The sequence below is a fragment of the Rhizobium sp. BK313 genome, from assembly GCF_014193655.1.
In the GTDB taxonomy this organism is placed as follows: domain Bacteria; phylum Pseudomonadota; class Alphaproteobacteria; order Rhizobiales; family Rhizobiaceae; genus Rhizobium.
Window position 1 is genome coordinate 890903 of the sequence record NZ_JACHZQ010000001.1, and the last position, 26662, is coordinate 917564.

Here is a 26662-nt window from a genome sequence, read left to right on the forward strand (position 1 = left end):
CCCATCGGCAAGGGAACAGTCGCCTATGTATGTTTGTAGTCTACTCGCCTGCATCGCCTTTAGTTCGACCCGGACGGCGTCCTCGACCGCAATCACGGTCATGCCTAGAATTCAAAAGCGAGCTGGGTCGAGCATGCCTTATGAACGGCAAACGAATCGTCGAAATCCACCAACATATGCCCACCCACTCGCCCACTCGAACAACGAACAACTCGATGTTGAAATTGGCAGGGCGTTCCATTGAGCGAAAACCTTCAGTATCCACTTCTGGGCATTCTCAATACTCCGTCGGCGATCCTTGCGCACGTTCGAACCAGCTGAAGACGATATCTAGCGGTTACTTGCTGCTTCGTATCTTGACAATCATTTCAGCGGCCAATTTCGGGCCGGATTGACTGGAGCCATCTGCGACCCCCTTTACGAAGTATCTGCTCTCGTTCTTGCTTATTGCTTGCAGGCCGAGCAAGCGGGTGCTCTCACATGCGGATGCGGCGATCGTGCCCAACTCTAGTGGTGATCCCTGCTGAGGCGCATATGCCTGCGCTCTAGCATAGAGACAATCTTGATACGCAACCCACTCTGGATAACTTTGCAAGGGCTTGTGGCTGCTCTGTGTTTCGCAGCCAACGAGGAAAACGGTTGTCGCAGCTATCACAATATTGGTTTTCAATTCATTCCTCGCGAGGCAACTGGACAACCATACGACTACGTACTGTTAAAATGCTATGTCAAGTAGACGCCAAAAGCTGCACGAAGGATCGAGAACGCGAGGCGCTTGTGTGGCGCCGACTAACGCAGCGTCGGGCACCCCGAGCCCATCATGAGACAGCGTTGCGCCGCACCACGTGCTGGACGCCCGATGGCATAGTCTCGATCAGGGCACGCAGTGGCAGAGGCATCAGGTCGAATTGATCCAGGACAGCCTTGCGGGGGAATGCCCAGCGAAATTCCAGGTCGGCGCTTCCGTCCCGGACGCGGTGCACAATGTCGGTCTCGTGGAAGGGCAGGGGTTTGGCCAACTCGGCTTCATAGTAGAAGCCAACCTCGTGAAGCTTTCGTCCCACCAATTCGAAAAAGTTCTCGATAACGAAACGCAAGTGACCGATCATATCCGAGCAGCCGATCTCCTCTTCGATTTCGCGTGCGAGTGTTTCGGCTCCCGCCTCGTGAAACTACACGCGCCCACCGGGCAGGACCCAGAATGGGTCACCGACAGGGCGATGGATGAGAACGTCCCCGTTAGACCGGATCAAAGCACCGGCACGGAGCTGGAACCAGGATTCTCCCGCGTCCATAACGATCATCGTTCGCGTGGCTTGTGTCATCGATTTACCTACCGGCTGTGAAACCAGATGAAAGCGTTACGGCAAGTACTCGTTGTAATCTAGTCTTCCGATGCTTTAGCCACCGGCCAGGTGGCTGTCCGATTGTTTCATGTACAGCCCGAAAGATCCGGTAATCTGTTAGGGCAATTGCCACTAAATAAATTCCCCTAAGAGCAAGCCAACAAGCTCTGGAGCGCATGTCGGGCTTTGCCTTGGGGAAGGGCTGATCCACATTGGCCGACCTACGCCCCCACTAACGGTCGACCAATGCGCCCCCGGTTACAGCTGCACCGTGGGGACAACTACGTTGCCACGCATATTAGAAATATACAACCATATCGAATTCAGGTCCGTCTGACAAAGATGCTACCTGATCACAACTGACATTCTCCAGCAGCCCGTTTTGCCAGTGCGATTAGCCGAACGTTTGCGAAACGGGATAGAAATGATCACCCATTTTGTCGACGCTGGGCTCTGAGGTGTAATCGTTCGGCGGAAACTGGCCGCCGCCCTGGTTATAGTCCTTTCCGGGTTCGCGCGGCGGTTGATCGAACAGTCTGCTTCGAAACGCGGCGGACCAAGTTAATGGCGGCAATGTAATCTGTCCGTCTCATCATAGACCAAGTCGATTTCGATACTTGCGCTCCCAAATCCACCGCCCATCTCTCCCCATCCCCACTTGATCAAAACAGGATGCCCATGGGTCGCAGCGCTCTCCGCGACATCTTTCAGAAAGTCAGGTTTCGATACTCAAACCGGAGCTTAACTCCCAGCGAAGCATGGAGATCATGTTCAACCGGTTTGCCTTTCGATCTCCAGTTCGCTATCGGCGGTAACGATGTTAGGTAACTCTCCGAGGTCGTCTTCTAGAAGATTTAGGCGGCGGATGTCAGCGACTGTGGCCCCCTCGCGATCGTGCTCCATCGCGGCGGCATAGTGTTTGCCAAAGATGATGTCCCCAGCCTGATAGACTCCGATGCTCTCAACGTGGTGGCCGACATGCGCATCCACCGCTTGAATGGCGACGACAAGTTGGGCCCAATCCCTCCGCGAAAACCCTCTGGGAGCATTCCATCCCCCCGGTCGACCAGCTTCGTTATTCGATCACCCTCCGCAAACTGAATGCCCCAACCTGAGTTGTGGTGAGAGCCTGAACCGATGCGCGGCGGCGTTCGCAGCTTGCCTCAGCCTCTCATGGTGATCGAGCAATGAGCTTAAAGGACAACCTCGTTTAGATCAGCGACCTGAGACCCGCAGATGATGTCGACGACGACGTCAGGTAATACGACGACCCCGCGGCCGGATTTCTTCGAGACGCGAAGCTGGCGAATTCTCCTCGTTTCAGTTTCTACTGACGAGCGCCAAAAACTTCAGAGAGTTTCGACGCTGCCAAGCCAGCGCACTCGCCATGGAGTTTTGGCCGGATTTGCCTTATTGTGAGTTATGATGTCGCATCAACGCGTTCCCTAAACGCTAAAGGCGCAACTCCAATGGCGGAGTTTGACGACAATCGTTTGGCGCTGGACCTCTTCATTCGAGGTTTCCAAATATCGCGAGTGATCCGGCTCATTGCCGACTTGGGGATCGCCGACAGGATATTGCCGGAAGCCGTCTCCAATGTCGCGAGCTTGCGGCAGCCAGCGGCGTCCTTCCGGAGCCGCTGCTGCGGGCGATACGCATGCTCGCTGCTTTCGGAATCTTCCGCATCGACAGAGAAGGCGCGATCACCCACACATCACGATCTCTCCTGTTGCGGACCGATGTCCCGAACAGCATGCACTACGGGGCGCGTTCTTGGACAGTCACCGGTTCTTGGCGCGCCTGGGAGGATTTAGACGCCGCTTTTCACGGCAAGGTCCCGCACGAAGTAGCGTGGGGGACGGGCCGTTTCGACTACCTGCGCCGCATTCCCGACGAAGCCCGCATCTTCGATGCGTTCATGGCGAACTTTCCGGACAAGCGCCACAGTGTCGTCGCAGAGACCTATGATTTCTCGAAGGCTCGGCTGATTGCCGATATCGGAGGCGGCAATGGCGAGACGCTCCGTCGAATCCTGGCCCTCTATCCGGCGACGCGCGGCATTGTCTTCGATAGGACAGACGTCGTTGCGGCCATACCGCGCGACGCGCTCGCCGGGGGCCGCATCACTACCCACGATGGCAATTTTTTTGATGGTGTGCCGGCTGATGCCGATATCTACTTGCTCATTCGCGTGCTGCATGACTGGCCGGATGACGACGCGTCGCGAATTCTGCGGTCTTGCCGGGCAGCCATGCAGAGGGACGCCCGGTTGCTCGTTATCGAAGGGCTCATCAATCCCGATCCCTGCTACGGATCACCGACGGAATATTTAGTCGACATGCAGATGATGGCCATGTTCGGCAGTGCCCGCGAGCGAACCGAGGCCGAGTTTCGCGAATTGCTAAACAGTGCAGGGTTCGACCTCACTAGCGTCATCGGAACAGCCTCTCCTGTCTTCATTCTGGAGGCATCACTCCGCTAGCAATGGCAGAGCTCTCGCTCGAGTCAGATCATGATTTCCCCGCCCGTGACCGGGACGACGGCGCCCGTCGCCAACGCCCCAACCCAATGATCGACCAATGCCTCCATGGTCACACGGAGTATTTGATTCGGGACGGCTACTCTTCCACGTGTTTCAGATGGCTACAACTAATTAGATCGTGATTTTGATGATAATCCCCACGAGGATGGCCATGTAGATCAGGGGCCACCAGCCGGCCTTGCCGTACCCGCCTTGCCGTACCACAGGCCACCAACGCCCAGCACGGCCAGCATCTCGAGCATAAGGCACACCATCGCCACGCCCGCTGCGCCGACAGCATATTCCATTCCTGCCATATTGGCCCCCTGCGCGCACTGCGGTGGCTACGGTTACCTGAGGTGGGTGCGGTCTCCTAATGTTTTGGTGGGCCAAGGTTGGACCGACGCGCTTCGCACGCTTCACCCGGAGTATATCATCTACATCTCTGGGCCTACTTCCGAAATACCTACGCCCGCGACGAAGGCCTGAAGATCGACCATTTCCTTCTGAGCTCGGAGGCGGCCGAGCGTCTGTTGAAGGCCGAGGTCGACAAGCACGTGCGGGGCTGGGAACGCAGCAACGATCATGAGTTTGTCTGGATCGAGCTTTGCCGACTAACCTGTGAAGAGGAGGACGCGCAGATGACGGATTCCGGCTGTAGAGGCGGGATGCGTTTGAAACTCGAAGATTTCATCGACGGCTTCGTGGCGGCCGGCGCGAATCAGAAGGACACCTTCGAGGCGATAGCGGCCGAAATCGAAAACATGCGGGTCTCCTACGAGCGAGAGCTCGATCCGGCGGATGACGACGCCGCGATCGTGGACGAGCCCTCCAACGACTGCCCGACGGACGATTGATTGGTTGGCTGCGGAACCAACCGTCTTCACGAGTGTTTCGATGTTGGACGTCTCCTCAAAGCGACGAGACATGACAATCCGTCGGACGAGACGGCCACATTTGCAAATTCACATACAGGGGACGCACATGGAAAACGCAGGCATCGGCTGGATTGCAGCTATCATCATCGGCGGCCTTGCAGGCTGGCTCGCAGAGATGTTCATGAAGTCCAATATGGGCGTGCTCATGAACATCATCTTGGGGATCGTTGGCGCCATCGTCGCCAACTTTATCCTTTCGCTGTTCGGCGTCGTGCTGGGCGGCTGGCTCGGTTACCTGATTGCCGGTTTCATCGGAGCCTGCATCCTGATTGCGCTTGCACGCATGGTTCGGCGGACTGCGTGAACGAAAGTGCGGCGGTCTTTGACCGCCGCTCAAGCGTCTTCGCGATTGAGGATTCTCAGAGTTCGTATCTGGGCGGCCCGGGCCAGAAGCGACCTCGACATCTCCGACACGCCGCGCGATATCTTGGATCCTGTTCCGCGGACCGATCCAGCGGCGCAACATTCCCAGTCTTTGTCAGCAGGCCGCGAACGGCCACCGACGCCAGGAGTCCTCGCGGAAAAGGCGGCGTCTCTCGCCATGGTCCAATCTTGCGACGCCACCTGACACGTTTAATGGCGAGGTTGGTGGTGATCGTCAAAGCGGATCTGGGTTCCCCCTCGAACCGACTGGAATTCACATCCCTCGACACCGGGTGGTATTTAAGCCGTTCATCGAGGTTCGCCTTCAACAGTTCGTTCGCCTCCGATACGCGGCCGGATCAAGGATCACGGGCTGCCTAGCTTCGAACGCGAACAACAGCCGGGCTGGTTGGTTCCAGAACTCAGCGCCAAAAGCGCTTCGCATCGAGCACCTCGTCGACGAGGCCTGCGCCTTGGCGATCAACGAATCCTTCGAACGACTTCCTTCGATCCCTTGAACGTCTTCGCGAATCCAATGTAGGTCGCCAGCTCGGTCGCAGGCAGATTGCATTGCGCCTTCAGGAAAGCCTTCGCCTCGGGCGCAGAACCGACGTCGAGCAGCTTTTCCAATTCGGCGGCCATCTTATCTGTTCCTGAAGCCCGGTGACCCAGGACGTCGAAGGCCTGTTCAACGAGCAGATGGTGTTCGCGACGCACCTGCTACAGCGAAGCCTTTCCGGAAGACGGGCTGATCACCCTGGCGACGCGGGTCGACATCGCGAGGCGGCCGTCGTCGCCGAGGTGATAGAATGGCGCCACCGTTGAAGGTTGGACCTGGGCAAAACAAGTCGCCGACCCGCCTGATTACACTTCTGAAATCGCGAGCATACCTCAACATGTAAACGCCGCCAGTTCGGCGGCGCCGTATTCGACCTGGCGATGAGATCCGCGAAACGCTAGATCGTTGTTCCGCCACCCGGATTGGTGGCCCTGCTGGCGGAAGAAAGGAAATCGTCCTGCGCATCTGGAATCTTCCCATCCGGCGTGAGGTCATCGACCGCCTTCGGCAGGTCACGCTTCAAACGGCTGAGGATCTCGTCGGGCGTAAGCCCTGTCTTTGCAGCGAGCTCGTTCAGGACGTCGGGCCCGAGAGCCTCGCCGAGCTGCTGGTCGTCGATGTCGGCATTTGGACCGGGCCGCACCCACGATTCGGCCTTCTCGCCGTGTCCGTTCTGCTGGAACGTCTTTAGCAGGTCGCCGAGCCCCCCGCTCAGAATGCCGCCGGTCGACAGACCCCCAAGCAAGTCGCCGAAGCCGCCGGGGCCACCGAAAATGCCGCCGAGTCCACCGGGCTGCTGCCCGCTGGCATTTCCTTGTGGAGCGCTCGTGCCTCGCTGCGGGTTTTGAATGCCCCGTAGCAATTCACCGATCTTGTCGCGGTTCTGATACCCGGCGACGGCAAGCACGCCCAAAAGGGCTTTTAGTGGTCCGCTCATCATTGACTGCTCTCCTTCATGTGAATGACGGCACATTCGAATGTTCGCGTAGCGTGCCGTCTGGTTGCCGGGTTTAAGGTTTAGGCGGCCTTAGGCCCTTTTTCCTTGCCCTTGACGTTCGCCTGGGCTTCCGTAAGCTGCGTGAGCTTGGCGTCGGTCGCTTCTTCTTCTTCGAGATTCGCCTGCAACAGCGGTACAGCGTCCGTCAGGCCGAGCTCGTTCGCCCACGCGATTAGCGTGCCGTAGCGCGCAATCTCGTAGTGTTCTACGGCCTGTGCCGACGAGATCAGGCCGGCGTCGAGAGTTGGCGAGCCCTTGAAGTCCTCCATGATCCCTTCGCCTTCGGACAGAATGCCCTGGATCGCTTCGCAGGGCTTGCCGCGGGCAGGCTGGCCGAGAATTTCGAACACCTGCTCGAGGCGCTCGATCTGGCCCTGGGTTTCGTCGCGGTGCTGCAGGAATCCTGCCTTGCCTTCTTCGGATACGGCGGCGCGGGCTAGCTTCGGCAATGCCGTCAAGATCTGCCTTTCGGCGAAGTAGATGTCTTTCAGAGTATCTAGGAACAGGTCGTCGAGAGTCTTCCTAGAGTTCGTTGCCATGGGCCGTTTCTTTCTTTACTGCGGTTGTTTGATCGACACATCCGCGGCCTGGAGGCCCGGTCAGGTGCACCTGCGTGATCGTCACGAGTGCTAATCTCCCGGATCGCCTTTTGTTCCGGTGTTGCCGAAAACGAGGACCTGATTCCTTGAGCGAGGCCGCCTCTGCGACGCCTCAAGACCCGCCCCAGATACTTCTTGGTCGGGGCATCCCGTTGTGTTGGCCAGCGGCAGGACGATTGGGGGTTGCCTGAAAATATGCCTGACAGACCACGCCTGACGAAACCTTCACAAAGGAAGAGCTGGAGGAAAGGTAAGTTTCTCTGCACTCGCGCCGCGAGCGAAGGAGATTTGCAAAAAATGACGTAAAATCACGACTGTAAAGAAAATCCCTAAGGGAGGAGATCCGTTCACGTTCCCGCACCGAAGGAGGATGTGAGATGCCACCTCTATAGTGGAGCGATCCTATAACGATCGAGACCGATAAGGTTGGCGATACGCAACGATCAATGGCACCGAAAGAGTCGCTGAGTGCATGCTGCAACAATGGCCAAGAAGAGAATTCGCAAGGGTTTCGCCGCGGCAAAACAGGCGTTTATACGCCCACGACGGAAGGTTGACATCCGCTGAGGCGCGCGCCGCCTTTCTTTCCGCCGCTGAAGAAGCGCAGATATTTTTCTTCAAGGAGTAGCTCCGGCCAACGATAGGGAGGTGCCAAATCGAAGCCCGCCGCTGCGGTTGTGCCGCAAGCGACGGATAAGACGCAGATCTTCAATACTGACAATCATAAAGCCCGGCGGATATCAAACCCGATAATGACAAACGGCGCTGCAACTAGCAACGCCGCGAATGTCATGCCGCCAAATGAAAACGCCAAGAAGCCCGCGGTTGGGCGTCGTAAAAACCTCGCCTACATTCACTCGAAATACCCGCCACCATACCGCTCATTTCATCACCGCTCGCTACGATCTATCTGTTCAATGGCCTCCCGTCAGGTGTTCAGGCAGCACCGGACGGATCCCCGGTTGGCAATAGGGCTGGATCAAGCGGCGGGTCGTTTGGATTTTTGGTGTCGCCCGGATCCTGAGCCGGCGTTAATGGCGGCTTCTCCTGAGTACGATCTGGCACTCCGGGAGATGGTGTCGGGCCACGAGGCGATTTAACAGACGTCGGAATATTTGTCGGCATATGCTTTTCTCCTTTTGAAGGGGAACGACATTTCTGTCCCATTGTTCCGAGCGGGCGTCTCAAGCTGATCCGGTACAGTCGCCATCCTCATCTAGCGCCCGCACCGGCAGATACGCGTCCGTCTCCAGCCATTCCTTATCGCATCTTCCACGTTGGCATCCAGCGTGATCGAGGCTGATTTTCTGAGCATTCGTTTGCTCATTTGTAGCTCTCGATCTTGATCAACGGGCTTTTGCGATCGACGCCAGCTCCAAGCTGAAGCTTTCGCGTCTTGCCTCCTGCGGATCTCGCGCAGCTCGGCACGAAGCCGGAGATTATGATGGCGGCGATACTCGACCGGATCAAACACCTGACGATGCTCTTCTCGTATCGCTTGTTAATTGCGGCGTTGATGAGCCGATCAGCGTGTGCGGCTTAATGCCCATGGCTTCGGCTATTTTTTCGACATCGGGGCAGTAAGGAGCGTAAGCTTTGGAGAACGTCATGCCGCCCTTCCCGGAACATTCACGCATGCCGCACGTTCGCCGAGCGGAGGATTGATCAAATGGCACTGCATTTGTGGACTAAGCCCGTCACAGTCGAAGCGAGAGCGACCGGCGGGAGGATAAGAATTCCGAGCCCCGATCGCGCATTGGAATACATGATGAACGAGTGGCCAACACTGGAAGAAGGTCAAGCGTACAAGGAGGCCAAGCAAGCGATGTTGGACGCCGCAGAAGGAAACATCGACCCCGAAAGTGCGAGGCAGGCTTTCATTGCCGCGCTCGAGGAAGGCGAGGTTTACGTGTTTGATAAGTGAGGTCAGGCCGCCTGATCCCTCGTGAGAGCCTTCAGATAAGCGCCTTTGATCTCTTCAAACCGCGGCGCGGTCATCGGGATATGTGACACCACCCCTGTGACCCACTCGAAGAACTTGCCTATTCTGGAATGGTTCCGGCGAAAAATCGCTCCTTATAAAAAAGGCCTCACCTTCACGGGCACGCAGGTGAGGCTACGGAGTTACATCCAGACCACACCAACTATAAGCTTATTAGCCAATAGGCACAAACGGTTACTCCAAAAAGAACCCCCGTCTGAGCGACGGGGTGGAAGTGAGCACGTGCCTAGTTTAATTTTTAGCGAAGCGCGAAAAGGAAGATCAAGTTCGTGGATGTGCTGTGCTAGAGGGAAAGGTCACATTCAGATCGGTGGATCTTTCTGTTGCCAGACAAGTTCTCACAGTTTTTCAAGAGGTAGATCCCCCGTCCAAAACAAGACTTTTGGGGGACCATATTCGCGCAGGTAAGTACTGCCTTCCCGAACCCAGGCAATAACGCCATCGTGTTGGTCGGCGATCTTCCAAGCCTCGTCCAGGGCCTCGTGAAGAGACTCGATTTGCCGCTCGAAGACTGGAACCAGCTCTCCGTCTTCATCCCTATCGAAGGCAGCAAGGTAAATCAGCCTCCTCTCTGGTGGCATTTCGAGCTGTCCTTAATTACGACGTTTCGAAGAAAAGTATTCCCGCTTCCTGTGCCGCTGCTATGAAGGCGCTACGAGCGGATTGAATTGAGGCATTTCCTTTGTAAGCATCGAGCACCACTCGTTTGGCAGTCTCAATAGTTTCACCGCTCTCCTCTCCCGGCCAATCCTGCAACATGTAGTGGGCTGCTCTTTCGGTACTGTCGATTGTGACGTATGTTCCGATCTGACGACTTTCGATTGTTATTGTTTCGTTCCACGGTTGGTGTGCCATTGTCGTATCCTCCCGATGGAAAAACAACAGCACAGCGAACTAGTTCCGCAAGGGACGCCCGGAGGTCACGTTCAATTTCGGGCAAGGAAGGGATGGAAACGTCCCCCGACGTCAGGGATGCTGAAGCGTAGCCTTTGCGTTTCAAGAAGGGGTCCCGGCCAATAATAGCGGAGATGCCAAAAAATCGAAGCCCGCCGCTGCGGTTTGGGACGCAAGCGACGGGCTAAGGGTATCGCCGTTTGGTGAGGTGCGATACCGGGCGGCCCCCCATGCCACCATATAAGCCGGCCTAGGCTGGAATGTCCGGCGCGTTTTTGAACGATGTGCGGACAGGACAATAGCGCCTCTGGAAAACCTCACCGCTACGGGGGGGCGCAATGGTGAGGTCGAAAACCCAAGGCAACTAATGCTGAGGATACGGCATTAGGCTAGGGACAGGGCGACCGAAGGGGATTCAGTCACCCATCACAACAATATGCTTATTAGCCGCGACTAACAAAAGCAAAATATCGAAATCCACAATCGCCTTGGTCCCTCACTGCGGAAGTTTTATTTCCGCTGCGGGTGGGGACTGGCGAGGGTCACGAGCTTGTCTCGTCATGTATTCCCTGCTGGTACAGTGCAATAATGGTTGCTGCTGTTTGCTCGGCGTCTTCAGTATCGCGCGCGATATTCCATTTTAGTAAAACGGCATCAAAAGCGCGTTGACAGACGGCCAGGTCGGTTGAGTCCAGAACAATGCCAAGCTTACCGAGATACTTGCTGATCATTTTCGATTGATGATCTCGTTTGTCATCGCCACAATTGGCGGTCAACTTATCGTCTACTTAAATTGACTTCATGACAATACCGTTTTCGGCAGCAGATATTCCAGCCATCGTTGCTCATAGCAAAACCAGCAGGTTTCACCCCGCCCGATTTCATACCCATGACTACACCATTTGCTACAGCCGCCGGCATGTTCGCAATAGTGTTCAAAATGAACCGGCGCGGCTGGTCTCGTATCGGTCTGCGTGTCGTCGGTCATCTCAATTTACCGACTTCTCCGGAATTGCCTCAATTGCTTGTTGCATCATTGTGGCGAACTTCGCGAAGCTTTCGAGCGCATAAGCCGTGCGCTGCGCGTCATCCTTGTTTGTCACTATGGCCGCTGCTTCCTTAAAATCGTTCGCCACAAGCTGCATGACGCCATTGACGAAAAGGTGCGGGTCGCCCGTTACCATGCCGACACGCGCAAGCAGTTGGGCGATGAACAGTTCCTGCACTTGGCATCGCGCATCTATGTCCCTGACGAGATCCGCGAGTTCATCTAGTCGTTTAGACATGGCTCTTGCTCCTCTCTGGCTCTTCCGAGAAAAGCAATAGCAGCTCGTCGTCCGGCAGGGGACGTTGAAGCCGCTTTGCTTCCTCCCATGAGGCAGTCATCCATAGTTCGATCTCTTCCACATTCCGAAGAATGACCGGCATCGCCTTTTCATGGATTTCGCCAACGACCCTATTCGGCTCTGTTGTCAGGAAACCATAGAGATCGACGGTAACCTCGCCCTCTCTGATCTTTCGAACCGATCGCCATTGCGGCACCCATATGCCCGCAAAGAACAGGAGCGGCTGATCCTCGTTTCCGGCAAACCAGGCGTTCGGAACGCGGCCCCCCTCCACACGGCTTCTGTGGTCCGGCTCAGCAAACCGTGTGAATGGCACAACACATCGGTTTTCGACGCCGAGCCAGCGGGTCCAATGTTTGCTTTCGGTGCGCCTGACATTGGTCGTGCCGCCATCTGGCTCCATCCTCAATAACTGGCCGAAGTCGAATGGTGTGCCCTTTGCCTGAAGCTTGTCGGCGCGCTTTTTAGTGGCCTGCATCAGCGCCTGTTGCGAACTCGGAAGTCCCCATCTCACCATCGCCAATTCACGACCGGCCCCTGTGTTCCGGACGATCGGACCCATTTGGTCGGGATAGAGGTCGAGCGATGGTTGTAGGTTGCCGATGCTGTCGATCATCGCCCTGGTGAATTGTCGGATGGCTTCCTGGTTGGTGGTGACATTGTAGAGATTACACATACTGACCTCCGTCGGCGACCATATGCTAAACTTCCCAAACTCCTCAGGATAGACGATTTCGCGCCTCGGCCGATCACCGAAAGCTGGTGCCTTCTCCCGCTCGGCAAACAAAGCACCTGGTCGCTTTCGCCGCAATAGCGCGCGTGCAGCGTTCTGTAAGTCCCCAATCTCGGCGCGATACATGCAGTGCCCAGAGACCGCGGAAAGTCATAGTTTCTGTGCGAACAATGACGTGGTGTGGCCGGCACCTTGATTGTTCTGACGCGGCTCTTTGTCTTGATCGCCCGCGAACAAAACATCGTCATCCGGTATTGCGTCGAGGAACATCTGAACAGTCGCGTCAATATCGGCACCGGATTTTATCCAACTCGGTCCGGCGATCAGTACCTCAAATCCATTCGGTATTAGAAACAGCCCGCAGGCCTCGCCAGCCTGCTCGTCGACAAAGAATTCCAGTGACCCGAACGGGATGGCGTCCGGAATGGAAAATACACTGGCGTAGTAGCCGCGAAGGGATGATCGTTCCCCAATCTCTACCGTCAACAACGCGTTCAGCGTTCCCACGCGCACTTCGCACAGCGGTGTAAAATCCTGTCTCCACCTCCGGATAATCCATGAGCTTGTTCATGACTTCGCGCATGCGATCCATATGTTTCATAAGAGGCAGAGATTTGGACCTGGCACCATTGGGACGGGGAACGTCAAAGCAGTCTCGACCGACAAAGTTGTCAAAGTCATGGATTGCCTTCGCGCCGTCCTGGCTGATAGTTCGATCCTCGCCGATCTCAGCGAGTACCGCGCGGATCCTAGCAAGATGCTTCATCAGTAGGTCCGACTTGCTGCGGGTGCCGTCTCTATCCCAAACATCAAAGCAATCGCCGCCGACAAAGACCTCGAAATCATGGAGCGCCTGTGCATCTTCTTGGCTTATTGTTAGAATGCCGGCCTTTGGCGTTGTTTCGTCGAAATCATTGTCAAGATCTTCGTTGCTCATGGCCTTTCCCCTTCAGGTCTGATCAAAGCTGGGTGTCCAGCCGCGCGTCATTCCTTTGCTCACAACGACTGAGGCGATTGAAAGCTGATATCTCAGGTGCTGGCACCGGCCGACGAGATCGGCGATAGCGGCCCGCGCATCGCCGCCATGGGCTTCAAGAATTGCTTCGATGGGATCGAACTCCGACTCGTCAGAGGGTGCTAATTCAGCGCTCATTGGACATGCGTCTCCATTCGCCGGCATTGCGGCCGGCTGTCATCAATTGCGAATTCGGTTATTTCTCACGCGACATCGAAGCCAGTGACGTTCGCGCTGCCCTTGTTTGTTCTCATAATGTTCTCATGGGATGCGGGAGTCAAGACGCGGAAAAGAAAACGCCCGCCGCGACCGGGAGAGGAAGCGCGACGGGCATTAGCTGCATTGCAGTTTTGCGGGATGGGACTTGACCCGCACTCATTCAACACTGGGCTGGGGCGTATGTTCCCTTGGTGCGCTTGATGAGATCAAAAATGGTTTCGGCTTCCCGGTCGGTGGTTTATTGGACCCGGTTTATGGCAAAGGGTGACGCGGGAACCCGATTGGATTGGTCTGACCCCGGCGCAACAAGTATTCCGGCGGCGATAACGCATCCCACTGCGATGATCGATCCAACGTAGCACATAAACGCGGTGCGGCTGTGTTGCATTGCCATGTCTTCAACATTCCAAACTTAACGGTAGAGAGCCGAGGCCGGGGCTCCAGCCTTTATCCAATCACTACTGTGCGGGTGCAGTCGCAGGCGGCGTCGCGGTAGCTGGAGGTGGCGTCGTGGTCGTCTGAGCGGCCGGGACGCTGGAATTTATTGTGCCGGCGTGGGGCCAGAAGTTCCAAGCTAGCGCCGCGACTATAATAACCGCAAGGACCGCGATCCACGATTTCCAAGGCGAGGGACGCACGGGCGTGGTTCTGAGGTCGAGGCTGGGTTTGTTGATATCATCACTCATGGGAGTACTCCTTTGCGACCTAAACCTTTGGCTGTAACAAAGGTTCCGCAGATATCGACGCACGCACACATGGCTATGCTATTCTCTTCCCATTCAGCCGCATGATGGCTTCATAACATTTTTCGGCTCGACAGGCGGCCTCTTTGGCGGTCCACTCCCAACCTGCCGAAGGGCATCCGCGTTCGGGACGCTCCAGCGGCACATGCTCCACAAGCCAGAACCATTTCTCAGACTGCATCGTATAATCGATCCGGAATACCCGTCCGAGACAGGTCGTGCCATCGTAGCCGACAAAGTCATCGCCTTTGTCTCCGGCCCAGGTATGCCGCCATTTGTACCGCGGCTTCTCATCCGACTTGATGCATTCATGGGACATCCAACCGTTCGTCTCTTTGGCCGGCGGCGGATTCTGCTCACGCTCGATTTCCGTCACGGTGTAGGCGTTCAACACGGCATCGCGCACTTGCTTGGCCACCTCCTCAATGAACCCGTGCCGGTCTTCGGTGTTCACGCTTGCCAGCTTGAACGCCTCTTCGTCCGTGGCGGCCAACAGGATCGCCTCGATGCGTGACGCAATCACTGGCGCGGAGACTTCCTGGCCATCATCGGCGATATTCACGGAACGCACTATCTCGCTCGCCATGTTCAGCGCGATATGCGGAACGACCGACAAATCGCGGCGCTTCCCGATGCTATAGCCTGAGAAATCTCGTCTGGTTTGCTGGCGCAGCCGGCCGAAGCAAGCGGCGACGACATTGCACAGTGTCTCGAAGGGTGGCGTTGAATCGCGGATATCGCGCGGCATGATTTCCTCGTCATTTTGTTCGTAGCGCCGCCTGCCACGTTCCCAAAATGTTCTGGGTGAGGAAGAGAGTCAAGATAGACAAATCAAAAGCCCGTCACCCGGGGAGTGCGTGACGGGCTACCGCGGAGGCGACGCCGCGGAACAAACTAAAAGTTCGCTAAAGTTCGAACCGCTCCCTTGGTTATATGTTCCCGCCGCTTGCAAGGAAATCGGCCGGTCCAGCTCGAATAGTGGCGATAGGGTATTCCCGCTAGCGAACGGTTAAGGAGGCGGACTCCGTAGCTGGAGTCGAGTGGGCCCGTCGCCAACACCTCTTGCCATAACTGCTATTTAGCATAAGTTTCAGTCAAATAGCGGAAGCGGCACGCATGCCGGCGCCATCGGACTGGATTGGGTAGCGATGTTTACCAGTAAGGGGGAGGTTCTTTGGGGCAAGGACGAGATCTCGCGGCTTATTGAGAGCGGCAATTGGGATCAATCTATCCTTGGCCCCCCGTCGGAGTGGCCAACGTGCCTAAAGACAGCAGTCGATATCATGCTGCCCTCGATGGCACAGATCGTTTTGTTCTGGGGGCCTGATTTTGTGGCTCTCTATAACGAGCCCTACGCACCGACGATCGGGCAACGACATCCAAGGGCTTTTGGCCGTCCGGCAAAGGAGAACTGGAGCGAGCTTTGGGATGACCTTGAGCCACTTTTGCGTCGGGTGCTCGAGACTGGCGAGACGGTGGCCGCCAAAGACCGGCCTTTCTACATCGAGCGGCACGGATATCCCGAAACTGTTTACTTCGACATTTCCTACTCCGCGATCCGCGATGAGGGGGGAGCAGTGCGCGGTGTCTTCTGCATCGTAAACGAAACCACCGACCGCGTGGCGGCCGATCGGGCGCTAGAGGAGAATGAGGAAAGACTGCGGGCTGTGGTGTCGCAGTCGGCGGCCGGGATCGGGCAAAGCAGCCTGGATGGGCAGATCCTGTACGTTAACAAGCGGTTCTGCGAGATTGTCCGTTACCGGGAGCAGGAACTTCTCGGTAAAAACATCAGGGATATCACCTATTGCGATGATTTGCCCGAGCAGACCAGGCTGTTTACCCGTCTAGCAGAGACGGGCGAAAGCTTCGACATGGAGAAGCGATACATCAGAAAAGACGGAAGCCTCGTCTGGGTCAACAATACGGTTTCGGCTCTTCGAAACAAGGAAGGCCGGATCCAACAGGTTGTTGTCGTTTCCGTGGATATCACCGAACGAAAAAAGGTCCAACAGGTCGAACAGCAGTTGGCCTCAATCATAGCGTCGTCTAATGATGCAATCCTCGGCATTGATCTCGCAATGACGATCACAGCCTGGAACGCCGCGGCTGAAAGGCTTTATGGATATACGGCTGAGGAGATCATTGGGCAATCCGTCTTGGGTTTGGTCCCCAATGATCGGCTCGCTGAAGAGCCTGCGCTGTTGAATAGGATCAAGGCCGGATCGGTGGTACAACCCTATGAGACAAAGCGGCGGCGTAAGGACGGTGGTCTCGTCGATGTTCTTCTCAGCGTATCGCCCATCTATGATAGCGCCGGAAAGGTCGTCGGCGCCTCGAAGATCGCCCACGACATTACCGCAAAGAAGGAGGCAGAGCAGCTTCAGGCAGTCCTGGTTGGTGAACTGCACCATAGGGTGAAGAATGTGTTCGCGACAGTGATCGCCATTGCGCGGCTGACATTCTCGAAGGAGGTCGAAGCGCAACAAGCGGTCGCCGCATTCGAGGCGCGCCTCTCAGCAATGGCGCAGGCTCACGATTTGCTCGCCGACGGCAACTGGCAGCGCGCCGAACTCGGGGCGGTGGTTGCGCAGGCCGTTGCCCCATATCCGTCTGAGCGTTTCGATATTTCCGGGCCCGCTGTCTTGCTGCCCCAGAAGGCTGTTGCGTCCCTTTCGCTCGCTCTTCACGAGCTCAGTACCAATGCCGCCAAATATGGCGCGCTTTCCGTGCCGAGAGGCAAAGTTTCGATCAAATGGAACTACGATATGGAAACCGGAAATCTGCAGCTGCGTTGGCGGGAAAGCGGTGGGCCTGACGTAGTAATCCCAACAAGGAAAGGCTTTGGCTCTCGCCTCGTCGAACGATTGCTGGCTGCGGAGATGAACGGCAGATCGACGATTATATACGATCCCGGCGGGGTGATCTGCGAGATTGAGGCGATCCTGTCACCTTCACATTGACGCGCCCGAGGAACCAATTCGTCCGCCGCGACTTTTTTCACGGCAACAACCTTTACGCGAAAAAAAGGATCAATATCAAACCGATGCCCTCGATGCCGGCAATCGCCTTGTCGCCGGCCACGTGAGCGAGGATCCATTCGCGGCCGCCTTCAAGGCGACACGCATTCGAGCGGATGATGGTCGGCCAGGTCGACAAGTGCGACCGCTGTCAAGAGTTGGGTGCCGGAACAAACCACTGGTTGATCAGTTTCAGCGGCATGCCAAAGTATTATTTCCATAGCCGCACCAACGACACCTTCCTCCCGGACGATCGAGGTTTCGATTTTCCAGACTTTGAAGCGGCCAAAAGAGAAGCAATGACGGCGGCCCGCGAAATGATTACGGAGATGGTGCTCGACGGCGACCCTATCGATGGCATGCGGTTTGAGGTCACTGACGAAAGCGGCAATGTCGTCCTGACATTACCGTTTAGATTTGTACTTGACTGATCAGTGAGGCCGTTCGTTTTGAGAGGCTGGAATAGTTTGTAAGTGTAGCGAGGCGCCGCTTATTGAGGATGAGGCTGATCAACATCTGATCTTCCTCGCACAGGGATCGACCTTCCGCTTTCTTGCAACATACGGTGATGGTATCCACTAAGCCATCCACGTCGTCAAACGCGCGAAAATAATTAAAATCGACCATGCCGTTCCTCCCAGAGGCCGCAGCACGAATGGTCTCCCAAGCGGCCGTGGCCAATAAATGCCGACCGATCAAAAAAATACGCTCCGAAGGCAACGATGGCAATCTCTCCATCGTCAAGAGTTTCGCGGCTGCACCCGCTATCGACCGATAGAGAAAGACCAAAAAAAGCCCCGCTTTGCGCAGATATGGGGGCAAGACGGACAAATTAAAAGCCCGTCACCCAGGGAATGGCGCGACGGGCTCTCCCACCACACGGGAGGCGCCCGAAGGGATACCCGACCGTCGCTAGAGCCAAACTGCGGCCTGGCTCATATGTTCCCGACGATCAGGATTGCTTTCGGATCGCCTCAACGATGGCTTCGACTTTGCCTGTCGTGATGAGCCCGAGCATGTGATCGGCCAGGTCGACAAGAGCAGCCGCCAACTTTCCGCTCGTTCCAGTCGGACGCTACGGCATAGCAGCGACCTGAGGCGGCGTGCAAAGCGAACTGACACGATGTTGCCGATTGGGATGGTTAGCGGCAAACTCTGTTCCGGGCCTTCCGCCCCCGGCTTGCTTGGCGGTCGATATTATTTGGTTTTGTCGATGGTGATCCGCTTGACATTGGCTCGCGCCTTTTCGGTCTTCGGCAACGTCACTGCGAGGAGACCGTTCTTGAACGTCGCGGCAACCTTATCCTCATCGATTTGACGGCCAAGAGCCAGCCGCCGCTCGAAGCGTCCGTGGTAGCGCTCGCTGAACCGACGATCCTTGTCCTCGGTTTCCAATTTGTTCTCGCCGCGAAGCGTTAGCATACCATCTTCCACCAGCACCTCAATGCCGTCGGGTTCGATGCCCGGAACTTCGGCTATCACACGGATCTCGTTGTCATTCTCCTCGATCTCCACGCGCGGCCACGAGTCATTGAAAGGCGCCGTGCCACCAAACAACGGTGGTGGTCCGAAGCCGCGGAAGACTTCATCGAACAGACGATTGACATTGCGGTGCAGCGTTAGGAATGGATCCATGTCATCACCGCGGTAGCTAGGTTGGCTGTTGTTGCCGCGGCTCCATGGGATCAGGTCACGTACACTCATGACTGTCATCCTTTCTTCCGTTTTTCTTTTCCTATGGTGCAAACAGGCGAGGGTCGAACACAGCGTTAGGCTGCGTTGTTGCCTTCGATCTGCTTCGAAGCTGGCTTCGTCCTCTCGGATTTGATGGGAATCCGACGGGGCTTCATCTCCTCAGGTATTTCCTTCTTGAGATCGATGACGAGTAGTCCGTCTTCGAGCTTCGCGCGCTCTACGATGACGTGATCGGCGAGTTCAAATCTGCGCGCAAACGGCCTTAGAGCGAGGCCTTGATGGAGGTACTGCACCTCCCCGTTCTCCGATTTAGCGCCGTTGACCACCAGCATGTTTGCCTCATGCGTGATCGTCAGTTCGTCCTCAGCGAAACCCGCCACCAAGACGGCGATGCGGTACGCATCTTCGCCAAGCCTGATGATATCATAGGGCGGCCAGTTCTCAGCGTTGAGGTTGGCGTTTTCAAGAAGGTCGAAGATGCGGTCGAAGCCAATGCTCGACCGGTAGAAGGGGGAAAAGTCGAGATTTGTTCTCATAGCTACATCCTCCGTAGAGCAACATAGGTACAAGGGAGCGCCAAGAAGCTGGGGCTCCCTGACTTGTGCCGACCCCACCTGGGCGTCGACAAAAAATAAGTTGGGGATCACGATGCCTTTCGTCAAGAGGACCCATGGGCCGCCGCCACTTCGCGCTCACTCCATCCGGCCGCCACCGCACACGCGGCGACCTCGACAAGTGCGGACTGCAACGCAAATTGGCACGCGATGTGCCGGTCTGGATGATCATCAGAAACGGAAGGCGGCGGAATATGGCTCTTAGCTAAAGTCTCGTAAGATCGACAAAGCCGTCAAGGCTATTCGGTTTGGGAACAAACCTGGGTCAGCCTGTTTCAGCACAATGGCAAGATATTTCTTTCACATCCGTAACACTGGCGCCTGCGAAAAAGACGACGAGGGTTTCGAACTACCTGGCATCGAGGCGGTGAAAAATCTTCGCATGGCAGTACGCAAATTGGTCATGCATATGGCGACGCACGGCGAGCCGATAGTTGGGTTATCCTTTGAGGTCGCCGACGAAAAGGGCGACATCGTGCTGGTGTTGCCATTTGAATCTGACCTTGACTGATCAGTGAAGCCGTTCGCTTTGAGATGCTTTAATCGCGGAGTAGTTTGCCAAGCGTTAGTTGATGCCGCTGCCTATGCGAAGATGTTGGCATAAAGCGATCACCCTAAACCGCGGCAAGGTCGGTTCGGCCCGTCGCACCCCCACGCGACGGGCCTGCTGCGTCGTCAGACTTGGTCATTGCCGACCCAGCCGCGAGTTCCGGAACGCCCCCGGCACCTCGCGCGTCACCAAGTTGCCGAAAATCTGTTGCTGACGCAAGTGACCCGCCGCAGGGGCTGAGAGACGATGTTTCGCGGCGGGTCGGGGAAACCGAACCGGGAAGGCTGGTTGATCTCCTTGCCTATTGAACATTTCGGCGGAAACAAAGTTCCCACTCATTGCAGGCACGTCGACAGCGCGAACTCGACTCTTTGACTTTTCGGTGCGCTCAATAAGCTAAAGACACCGAAATCGCAGGCACCTCTCCGCGAAATCGAAAAGCACTACCCACCAGGCCGCGCAAGCCGCGCGATCCTGGCCAGCCACGACTTCCTTTCGACCCAATGCGGGACCGTATCGAGCCGTGCCTTGCTTTGTCCGTCGCCAAGCCGCCGAAGGGGCCGGAATGGGTCTATGAGATCAAGTGAGATGGTTATCGCCTGGCTGTCCATATCGAGCCGCAGGGCGTTCGCATCCTGGCGCGGGGCGGCCACGATTGGACGCGCAGCTTTCCGGCTATCGCAGAAGCTGCGCGCGGGATTGGTGGGACCGCGATCCTCGACGGCGAGGCGGTCGTGCTCGACGAGGTCGGTCGATCGGATTTCGATGCCCTTCAACTGGCGCTCGGCGGACGCGGCTGGAAACCGAGTAGGAGTGAAGCGATCTTCTACGCTTTCGACCTCCTTTATTTCGACGGCCACGATCTGCGCCAAATGGCGCTATCCGAGCGCCGCCAAATATTGTCCGGATTGGTCAAGGCGGATGCCGGCGTTATACGGCTGTCGGAAGAGATTGAGGGCGACGGCGACGTTCTTCTCGCAGCGGCATGCGAACACGGCCTTGAAGGCATCATCGGCAAGAAGTTGGACGCGCCCTATCATTCCGATCGGCGCGGCGACTGGGTGAAGATCAAATGCATCCAGAGCGACAGCTTTTTCATCGTCGGATATGAGCCGTCGACGGCTGCTCGGGGTGGTATAGGCCGGCTAATACCGGCTGCGCGCAAGGGCAATAACCTCGTCTATGTTGGCGGGGTAGGGACCGGGTTTAAGCTGCGCGAAACGATAAAGCTGCGCAAGGATCTCGATACCCTGAAGACGTCGAAGCCACCTGTCCCCGTCAAGCGCAAGGGCGCCATATGGGTGCAACCGACACTTATCGCCGAGATCGAATATCGCGCCTGGACCGAGGACCAAATACTGCGGCACGCTACGCTGGCATTTTCGAGAGCATCTATCGATCCGGGAGGAATGCAGCCGGACGGGCCGATCCCGGAATACTATCCGCAGGTATCTGCGTGCGGGCGACGTGGAGCCGAAGTTCAACGTCCCGGAGCGGCCGAGCAAGCTTGACCCGTTTGCGGATCGGTTATCGGCCTGGCTGAAGACGGAATCCAATAAGAGCCGCAAGCAGAAGGACGATAAAGCAGTTGCATTCTGGTCTGGTGAGCCCTGGGGTATGACGGCTCCTACTGCCGCGTTGCGGCCTTTGCTCGAGAATGGAAAGCGGACCGGCAGAGAGAACTCCAGACGACCGGTCGTGGGACGTACGTACCTTTGGCGTTTGAGCCCGGCGAAGCCTTCCAGTTCGATTGGTGGGAGGATTGGGCGGTCATTGGCAATGAGCGCACCAAGCTGCAGATTGCTCACACGAAGCCGAGCTACAGCCGCGCCTTTGTTGTCCGGGCCTATCTGCCGCCGACGCACGAGATGCTGTTCGACGCGCACAATCATGCGTTCCGCGTCTTCGGCGGCATCGTGGCATCTACGACAACACGCGCACGACGACCGACAAGATTGGCCGAGGAAAGGAGCGTGACGTTAACGTCCGCTTCTTTGGCAATGGCCAGCCACTATGTGATCGAACCCGAGTTTCTGCAATCCTGCGTCCGGCTGGAAGAAGGGACAAGTCGAGAAGAATGTTCAGGATGCCCGTCATCGTTTCTTTCAACCGATCGTACGCTTTCCATCGCTGGAAGACCTGAACGACTGGCTTGAGCTTCGCTGCAAGGAGTTCTGGGCAAAGACCCCACATGGTCAGATGCGCGGCACTATTGCCGACATCTGGGCCGAAGAAGCGCTGGCTCTCATGCCCGTTTCCAGGCCGTTCGACGGGTTTGTCGAATATACGAAACGGGTCACCCCAACCTGCATAGTGCATCTGGAGCGCAACCGCTATAGAGTCCGGCATCCTTTGCCAACCGACCGGTAAGCCTTCGAGTCTACCCGGATCGTGTCGTTGTCTAGAAGGCCAGATCGTCTGCGAGCACCGCCGCGTCATCGATCGTTCCCATGACCGACCAGGGCCGACGATTTACGACGGCATTATCTGGCGGTCGTGCAACGCAAGCCGGGTGCCCTCCGCAACGGTGCAACGTTCGCCGAGCTACCCGACGCATTCAAGAACCTGCTGCAATATCCGCTCAAGAAGCCGGGCGGCGACCGCGAGATGGTCGATATCGTGGCTCTTGTCCGTCAGCACGATGAACAAGCTGTGCTGTCGGCGGTCGATATGGCGCTGAAGTCCGGTGTTCCGACCAAGACCCGTGTGTTGAACCTGCTGCATCGCCTCGTGGATGGGAAATCCTTCACGCCACCGACCCTCGACGCACCCCAGGCACTGACGCTCACCAACGAGCCCAAGGCAAATGTCGAACAGTACGACACCTTGAGAAAGACGGAGGCTCGCCATGCGTCATAATCCGGCAAGTGGGGCGATAAGGAACTTGACTCACGCCCATCGGATCACCGTCATCGCGCCGATGATCAGAAGCCGCCGGATGTCACGCTGGCCCATCTTCGACGTTCGGCCGAGAACCTGCTTTCCTCCACTCGAATGCTGCCTGGGGGACAAGACCGAGCCAGGCCGCAAAGTCTCGCCCCTTTTGGAATGTCGTCATGGCCGGGGCGAACTCCTCGATCGCCATTGCGGTGATCGGTCCCATTCCGGGCATGGACGTCAGTCGGGCCGGATTCTCTAAACGTTTCGCTTCGGATCTGAGCGCCTTCTCCAAGGTGGCAATACGACAGGAGAGCACGTCGATCTGCTCAAGATAAAGCCGAGCGGTTTCCACGACGAGGAGCTCAAGACCAGCGTTGTCAACTGGACGAGGAGCGGCGTGTTGGCAACGCGGCGAATGAAGCAAGGCCAACTGGTCTACCAAGAAGCTCCGTGATCCAAGGCGGTGTCCCAGTGCGTCTCAGCTGCAATCAGGTCTTTCCGGACACGCGTCCCAGTTCTCTCTGTCTCAAGGAACTTCGAATGTCAGTTTGGAGTTCCTGTATCGTCGGCTTCGGAGAAACCAATCCCAGCAAGTGACCCTTCCAAAGAACCTGTCGCGGAGCTCCCCTCACGGCTTGAGGCTATGACGGATGATGAGGTCTTTGCCGCAATGGACGCGCTGGAAACGGCGAGCGGAGATTCGCAAGATGCCAAGCGGGAGGAGATTCTTTCGCGTATCGCGATGATCGAGGATGAAATCGAACGGCGCTTTTCCGGGCAAGTACTCGCGCCATATCGCAATTGGAAGAAAAGCCGGCCGCTGCTGTGAGCACGTTCGTCGCCGCGGCGGGCAGAAACAACCAAGGAGGAAACGATGAGCACTTCTGACACAACGACTGACCACAAGACGATCCAGAAGTGGGCGGAAGCGCGGGACGGGCGTCCTTCGGTGATCCGCACGAAAGGGAAGGGCGGCGTGCTTCGCATCGACTTCGGAGAGAAGGACGAGGAGTTGGAGGAAGTCAGCTGGGATGAGTTCTTCAAGATCTTCGACCAGAACAAGCTGGCGTTCCTTTACCAGGACAAGACGAAGGACGGAAAGACTAGCCGCTTCAGCAAATTTGTTGAGCGGGATCGAATTGGCGGTGCCAAGAAATCATGATCCTGGTCTGATCGGAGCCTGAGCGGGAATGGATAGGTTTTTCGGGTAAGGACCGTGCTGCGATCAGCCTAGCCCGCCCCGCTCGATCGCACAGGTTACGTCGACTGGGTATCGGCTTTGCACTACCAGCGAGCAGTGTCTGCCGGTCATTCGGATTTCTGCGGGTGGCGGCCATTCGGTCTGGAACAGCGTCGCGTGGACAAAGGATGATGACTGCCCCCAACGGACGATGATAGGTCAATCAACGAGGTAATAGCGGTGTGCAGTTTTTCCGGCTCTGCGGGCTTTGGCAGCAAGATACCGGCTTTGAAGTAGGCATGAAGGTCCGCAGAGGAACTTCCCGAATACAAGATAAATGGCACCGACCGATCGCTGAGTGTGCGCGCAAAGTCCGTACAATAGCCATCCCGCAATTGCGGGTCGACGATGGCTAAGGCGGGGTGTTGGCCTTAAGCCACTCATCTGCGTCATTGCAGCTCGAAAATGTCGCGACATCGGTCCATCCGGCTCGATGCAACAGATCCTCGACGTCAATGGCAATGAGTGGCTCATCCTCAAGCAGGAGTATAGGACCGGACATGTCAGCTCCACTCTGCATTCGGTAGGAGGCGAAATTGGAAACCACTCGCCCGATACGATAGCACACAACCCTCAAATTCAAAGCGTCATTCAGTTGGGTCGAAAATATCCTTTCACAAATTTTGTGACGTGGCCTCCAGACGGAACACTTGGAAGGTGACCGTGTTAGTTGTCAGTGGGAGACAAGCCGATGACGCACATTTCTATAACGCCGATCCAAGTGAAGGTCTTAGCCGGCGGTGGATTAAAAAAAGCCTCAACCGTCCATGACCTCAAGATGATCTTGCTGCATTATTGGCCGGCGACCGACGGGCCATCCTTCGTCAACGCTTTGGTAGCGTGTCAAGAAGCGCTGGACGGCGGCAAGTCCGTGGAGAAGGCACGAGAAGCATTCTTTATGGCCGCTCGTGAGGCTGATGTCACCGTTGTCGGCGAGTAAGCAAATATTCCTGCGAGCGGGTATCACAAGATAGCCCCACGAGATTTTGTTGAACGGAGCATTGAGTACCGTCGGGCGTGACTGATGAGCTTTGAAAAGCGGCATCCAAAAGCCCGGCGATGTGGCCGGGCTTGCGCATCAAGGCGAGCTATTCCGTCTAGTCGCGTCGGAAGCCCTGATCCTGGCTCTGGCCGAACCGATTCTGCGACTGCGACTGACCGCCGGTCGGCTTATCGTCGCCTTCCACCTCCGTCTTTCGGACGGTGTCGTTCACGGTCTCTGTGCGGTCACTGGCAGTCTTGCGGGGGGCCATTTCCTCGATGACACTGGCGTCCTTCGGAACAACGGCCTCTTCGTGATGCTCCTCGGCCAAGATTGTACGATCCTGGAAGGAGCGGTCAGCATCCGTCAGGGGGCGGTCCAAGGTCCGACGCTCGGTCTCGGCGTTTTCGTCGCGAAGTTTGACGTCCTCATGAACGGGCGTTTCGATCGTATATGCGCGGACACGTACCGAACCATTGTTGACGTCGCGTTTGCCGACGCGGAGTTTCTCCTCGACCACGGGAATCGTTTCGTCGCGATCCGTAGCGAACGCATCCTCACGCGAGGCGGCAGCCTGCTGCGTGCGCTCGATAGAGCTCACACCGGCATTGCGTTCGTAGCTCGCGAACGCTTCGTTCGACCGCTGGGCATCCCAACCTTCCTTGCGCCAGGTATCGGCACGCTCGTCGATATCGATCGAACCTTGGTCGTCGAGGATATCGTGCGCCGTCTCGTAGCTTGCATCGTCGACCTGTACGCAGACCAGGAACCCGCCGCGGCGAAGACCTTCGGCGTAGGTCGCGCGGTCTTCTTCAGGGAAGAACCAGTCCGACAGACTCGCCCAGAAGCCAGAGCGGTCGTCGCTAGCTGTTGTCGCTAAATCGCTATCGGACTCATAATCCGGCATAAAACGGATGGCGCGCTCGGGAATGCCCGCCCCCTTCAGACGTTCGACGGCGCTCTTGGCGTCAGAACGGCTGTCGAAGAATGCCGTCAGGGTGTTATTCGCGGTGCTCGCCGCCACCGACGAGGTGGTCTCATTGTAGGTGCTAACCATCTGATATCTCCTTCTGCGAGCCTAACGAAGGCGATTCCCGATAGTTCCCGAAAAATCCAGGTCGGGATCGAAGCGGCTCGTTATGACTTGCACACGCGACAACCCGTCCTGTCGAAAGCGGTAAGGCGACCCCGTCGCGATCTGGAAAAGTTGGGCGGACGAGGTGACTGGGTTCGGTATGGAAAGCCGATATCATGTCGCCGAGAAAAACCGCAGCGACCTTGCGCGTGCGATCTCCGATTTCCTGCGGTCCGAGATGGAAACACGCCGGATGTAGGTGGCCAGAAATGTACTGACGCAGAGACGCTGTTTGACTGGTGTGGCTCGGTCTCGGTGCCCACCAGACTTGAAC

At 56.8% G+C, this 26662-nt stretch carries 29 protein-coding genes and 4 pseudogenes; 13 read left to right on the top strand and 20 right to left on the bottom strand.

What is annotated here, in order from left to right:
- Positions 1 to 818: 818 nt before the first annotated feature.
- Positions 819 to 1325: pseudogene (locus tag FHT86_RS38745) on the bottom strand (NUDIX hydrolase).
- Positions 1326 to 3003: 1678 nt separating this feature from the next.
- On the opposite strand from FHT86_RS38745, the gene FHT86_RS04220 reads away from it, so the two are divergent.
- Entirely contained in the window at positions 3004 to 3828 is an 825-nt protein-coding gene (locus FHT86_RS04220; RefSeq protein WP_133705671.1) for a methyltransferase, read from the top strand.
- A 218-nt stretch (positions 3829 to 4046) separates the two neighbouring features.
- Here FHT86_RS04220 and FHT86_RS04225 read toward each other — a convergent pair whose 3' ends face one another.
- Entirely contained in the window at positions 4047 to 4184 is a 138-nt protein-coding gene (locus tag FHT86_RS04225) for a hypothetical protein (RefSeq protein WP_166656743.1), read from the bottom strand.
- 216 nt (positions 4185 to 4400) lie between these two features.
- Here FHT86_RS04225 and FHT86_RS38750 point away from each other — a divergent pair, with 216 nt between their 5' ends.
- A complete protein-coding gene (locus FHT86_RS38750; RefSeq protein ID WP_409527564.1) occupies positions 4401 to 4724 on the top strand; it encodes a hypothetical protein in 324 nt (107 codons plus the stop codon).
- Positions 4725 to 4851: 127 nt separating this feature from the next.
- Complete coding sequence (locus FHT86_RS04240; protein ID WP_133705673.1) at positions 4852 to 5109, top strand: GlsB/YeaQ/YmgE family stress response membrane protein; 258 nt, start codon at positions 4852 to 4854, stop codon at positions 5107 to 5109.
- Positions 5110 to 5648: 539 nt separating this feature from the next.
- Here the strand turns inward: FHT86_RS04240 and FHT86_RS04245 are convergent.
- The 3 genes from FHT86_RS04245 to FHT86_RS04255 all read right to left on the bottom strand — a co-directional run bounded on the left by FHT86_RS04245 (position 5649) and on the right by FHT86_RS04255 (position 7263).
- Positions 5649 to 5810 (bottom strand): hypothetical protein, encoded by a 162-nt coding sequence (locus tag FHT86_RS04245; RefSeq protein ID WP_166656744.1) that lies wholly within the window; start codon positions 5808 to 5810, stop codon positions 5649 to 5651.
- Positions 5811 to 6124: 314 nt separating this feature from the next.
- A complete protein-coding gene (locus tag FHT86_RS04250) occupies positions 6125 to 6667 on the bottom strand; it encodes a YidB family protein (RefSeq protein ID WP_133705674.1) in 543 nt (180 codons plus the stop codon).
- Positions 6668 to 6744: 77 nt separating this feature from the next.
- On the bottom strand, positions 6745 to 7263 hold the full coding sequence (locus FHT86_RS04255; protein ID WP_133705675.1) for a ferritin-like domain-containing protein: 519 nt from the start codon (positions 7261 to 7263) through the stop codon (positions 6745 to 6747).
- Between the two features lie 502 nt (positions 7264 to 7765).
- Between FHT86_RS04255 and FHT86_RS38755 the strand changes: the two genes are divergently transcribed.
- Complete coding sequence (locus tag FHT86_RS38755; RefSeq protein WP_409527580.1) at positions 7766 to 7951, top strand: DUF982 domain-containing protein; 186 nt, start codon at positions 7766 to 7768, stop codon at positions 7949 to 7951.
- A 308-nt stretch (positions 7952 to 8259) separates the two neighbouring features.
- Here the strand turns inward: FHT86_RS38755 and FHT86_RS38595 are convergent, their stop codons facing one another.
- Positions 8260 to 8448 carry a hypothetical protein gene (locus FHT86_RS38595; RefSeq protein WP_133705677.1) on the bottom strand — a complete coding sequence of 63 codons (189 nt, stop codon included), beginning with the start codon at positions 8446 to 8448 and terminating at the stop codon, positions 8260 to 8262.
- Positions 8449 to 8789: 341 nt separating this feature from the next.
- The gene (locus FHT86_RS04265) at positions 8790 to 8933 is read right to left on the bottom strand and encodes a hypothetical protein (RefSeq protein ID WP_166656712.1); all 144 of its coding nucleotides are present in this window, start codon (positions 8931 to 8933) and stop codon (positions 8790 to 8792) included.
- A 59-nt stretch (positions 8934 to 8992) separates the two neighbouring features.
- Between FHT86_RS04265 and FHT86_RS04270 the strand changes: the two genes are divergently transcribed.
- Entirely contained in the window at positions 8993 to 9247 is a 255-nt protein-coding gene (locus tag FHT86_RS04270; RefSeq protein WP_133705678.1) for a DUF982 domain-containing protein, read from the top strand.
- A gap of 416 nt (positions 9248 to 9663) precedes the next feature.
- Here FHT86_RS04270 and FHT86_RS04275 read toward each other — a convergent pair whose 3' ends face one another.
- The 9 genes from FHT86_RS04275 to FHT86_RS04315 form a co-directional block, all read right to left on the bottom strand.
- Positions 9664 to 9906: a hypothetical protein gene (locus tag FHT86_RS04275; protein ID WP_133705679.1), complete on the bottom strand. Its 243-nt coding sequence runs from the start codon at positions 9904 to 9906 to the stop codon at positions 9664 to 9666.
- 16 nt (positions 9907 to 9922) lie between these two features.
- Positions 9923 to 10180, bottom strand: coding sequence for a DUF982 domain-containing protein (locus FHT86_RS04280; RefSeq protein WP_133705680.1), 258 nt, complete (start codon positions 10178 to 10180; stop codon positions 9923 to 9925).
- Between the two features lie 581 nt (positions 10181 to 10761).
- Positions 10762 to 10995, bottom strand: a complete 234-nt coding sequence (locus FHT86_RS04285) for a hypothetical protein (protein ID WP_246779377.1) — start codon at positions 10993 to 10995, stop codon at positions 10762 to 10764.
- Positions 10996 to 11018: 23 nt separating this feature from the next.
- The gene (locus FHT86_RS04290; RefSeq protein WP_133705681.1) at positions 11019 to 11207 is read right to left on the bottom strand and encodes a hypothetical protein; all 189 of its coding nucleotides are present in this window, start codon (positions 11205 to 11207) and stop codon (positions 11019 to 11021) included.
- A gap of 1 nt (position 11208) precedes the next feature.
- A complete protein-coding gene (locus FHT86_RS04295; RefSeq protein WP_133705682.1) occupies positions 11209 to 11505 on the bottom strand; it encodes a hypothetical protein in 297 nt (98 codons plus the stop codon).
- Positions 11498 to 12241: an SOS response-associated peptidase gene (locus FHT86_RS04300; RefSeq protein WP_133705683.1), complete on the bottom strand. Its 744-nt coding sequence runs from the start codon at positions 12239 to 12241 to the stop codon at positions 11498 to 11500. Before FHT86_RS04300 ends, FHT86_RS04295 begins: the two co-directional genes overlap by 8 nt.
- 388 nt (positions 12242 to 12629) lie before the next feature.
- Complete coding sequence (locus tag FHT86_RS04305) at positions 12630 to 13235, bottom strand: hypothetical protein (protein ID WP_133705684.1); 606 nt, start codon at positions 13233 to 13235, stop codon at positions 12630 to 12632.
- Positions 13236 to 13247: 12 nt separating this feature from the next.
- Positions 13248 to 13451 (bottom strand): hypothetical protein, encoded by a 204-nt coding sequence (locus FHT86_RS04310; protein WP_133705685.1) that lies wholly within the window; start codon positions 13449 to 13451, stop codon positions 13248 to 13250.
- A gap of 840 nt (positions 13452 to 14291) precedes the next feature.
- Entirely contained in the window at positions 14292 to 15023 is a 732-nt protein-coding gene (locus FHT86_RS04315; protein WP_133705687.1) for a hypothetical protein, read from the bottom strand.
- Between the two features lie 400 nt (positions 15024 to 15423).
- Between FHT86_RS04315 and FHT86_RS04320 the strand changes: the two genes are divergently transcribed.
- Both FHT86_RS04320 and FHT86_RS04325 read left to right on the top strand, forming a co-directional pair.
- Positions 15424 to 17235, top strand: coding sequence for a PAS domain S-box protein (locus FHT86_RS04320; RefSeq protein ID WP_133705688.1), 1812 nt, complete (start codon positions 15424 to 15426; stop codon positions 17233 to 17235).
- A 176-nt stretch (positions 17236 to 17411) separates the two neighbouring features.
- On the top strand, positions 17412 to 17723 hold the full coding sequence (locus FHT86_RS04325) for a DUF6894 family protein (protein WP_246779485.1): 312 nt from the start codon (positions 17412 to 17414) through the stop codon (positions 17721 to 17723).
- 766 nt (positions 17724 to 18489) lie between these two features.
- Here FHT86_RS04325 and FHT86_RS04330 read toward each other — a convergent pair.
- Both FHT86_RS04330 and FHT86_RS04335 read right to left on the bottom strand, forming a co-directional pair.
- Positions 18490 to 18996 carry an Hsp20/alpha crystallin family protein gene (locus FHT86_RS04330; protein ID WP_133705690.1) on the bottom strand — a complete coding sequence of 169 codons (507 nt, stop codon included), beginning with the start codon at positions 18994 to 18996 and terminating at the stop codon, positions 18490 to 18492.
- A gap of 65 nt (positions 18997 to 19061) precedes the next feature.
- Positions 19062 to 19523: an Hsp20 family protein gene (locus tag FHT86_RS04335; protein ID WP_133705691.1), complete on the bottom strand. Its 462-nt coding sequence runs from the start codon at positions 19521 to 19523 to the stop codon at positions 19062 to 19064.
- 361 nt (positions 19524 to 19884) lie between these two features.
- On the opposite strand from FHT86_RS04335, the gene FHT86_RS04340 reads away from it, so the two are divergent.
- The 3 genes and pseudogenes from FHT86_RS04340 to istA all read left to right on the top strand — a co-directional run bounded on the left by FHT86_RS04340 (position 19885) and on the right by istA (position 23010).
- On the top strand, positions 19885 to 20112 hold the full coding sequence (locus FHT86_RS04340) for a DUF6894 family protein (protein ID WP_133705692.1): 228 nt from the start codon (positions 19885 to 19887) through the stop codon (positions 20110 to 20112).
- A 471-nt stretch (positions 20113 to 20583) separates the two neighbouring features.
- Positions 20584 to 21524: pseudogene (ligD, locus tag FHT86_RS04345) on the top strand (non-homologous end-joining DNA ligase); the annotation flags it as partial.
- Positions 21484 to 23010 (top strand): annotated as a pseudogene (gene istA, locus FHT86_RS37760) (IS21 family transposase). The pseudogenes ligD and istA, both read left to right, overlap by 41 nt.
- 39 nt (positions 23011 to 23049) lie before the next feature.
- Here istA and FHT86_RS37765 read toward each other — a convergent pair.
- Positions 23050 to 23398, bottom strand: a pseudogene (locus FHT86_RS37765) (transposase); the annotation flags it as partial.
- A gap of 303 nt (positions 23399 to 23701) precedes the next feature.
- On the opposite strand from FHT86_RS37765, the gene FHT86_RS04360 reads away from it, so the two are divergent.
- The 3 genes from FHT86_RS04360 to FHT86_RS04370 all read left to right on the top strand — a co-directional run bounded on the left by FHT86_RS04360 (position 23702) and on the right by FHT86_RS04370 (position 25211).
- On the top strand, positions 23702 to 23860 hold the full coding sequence (locus FHT86_RS04360) for a hypothetical protein (protein ID WP_246779379.1): 159 nt from the start codon (positions 23702 to 23704) through the stop codon (positions 23858 to 23860).
- A 45-nt stretch (positions 23861 to 23905) separates the two neighbouring features.
- Positions 23906 to 24193 (top strand): hypothetical protein, encoded by a 288-nt coding sequence (locus FHT86_RS04365; RefSeq protein WP_133705694.1) that lies wholly within the window; start codon positions 23906 to 23908, stop codon positions 24191 to 24193.
- 769 nt (positions 24194 to 24962) lie between these two features.
- Complete coding sequence (locus FHT86_RS04370) at positions 24963 to 25211, top strand: DUF982 domain-containing protein (protein WP_133705695.1); 249 nt, start codon at positions 24963 to 24965, stop codon at positions 25209 to 25211.
- Between the two features lie 157 nt (positions 25212 to 25368).
- Here FHT86_RS04370 and FHT86_RS04375 read toward each other — a convergent pair whose 3' ends face one another.
- Entirely contained in the window at positions 25369 to 26310 is a 942-nt protein-coding gene (locus FHT86_RS04375) for a YsnF/AvaK domain-containing protein (RefSeq protein ID WP_133705696.1), read from the bottom strand.
- Positions 26311 to 26662 lie beyond the last annotated feature (352 nt).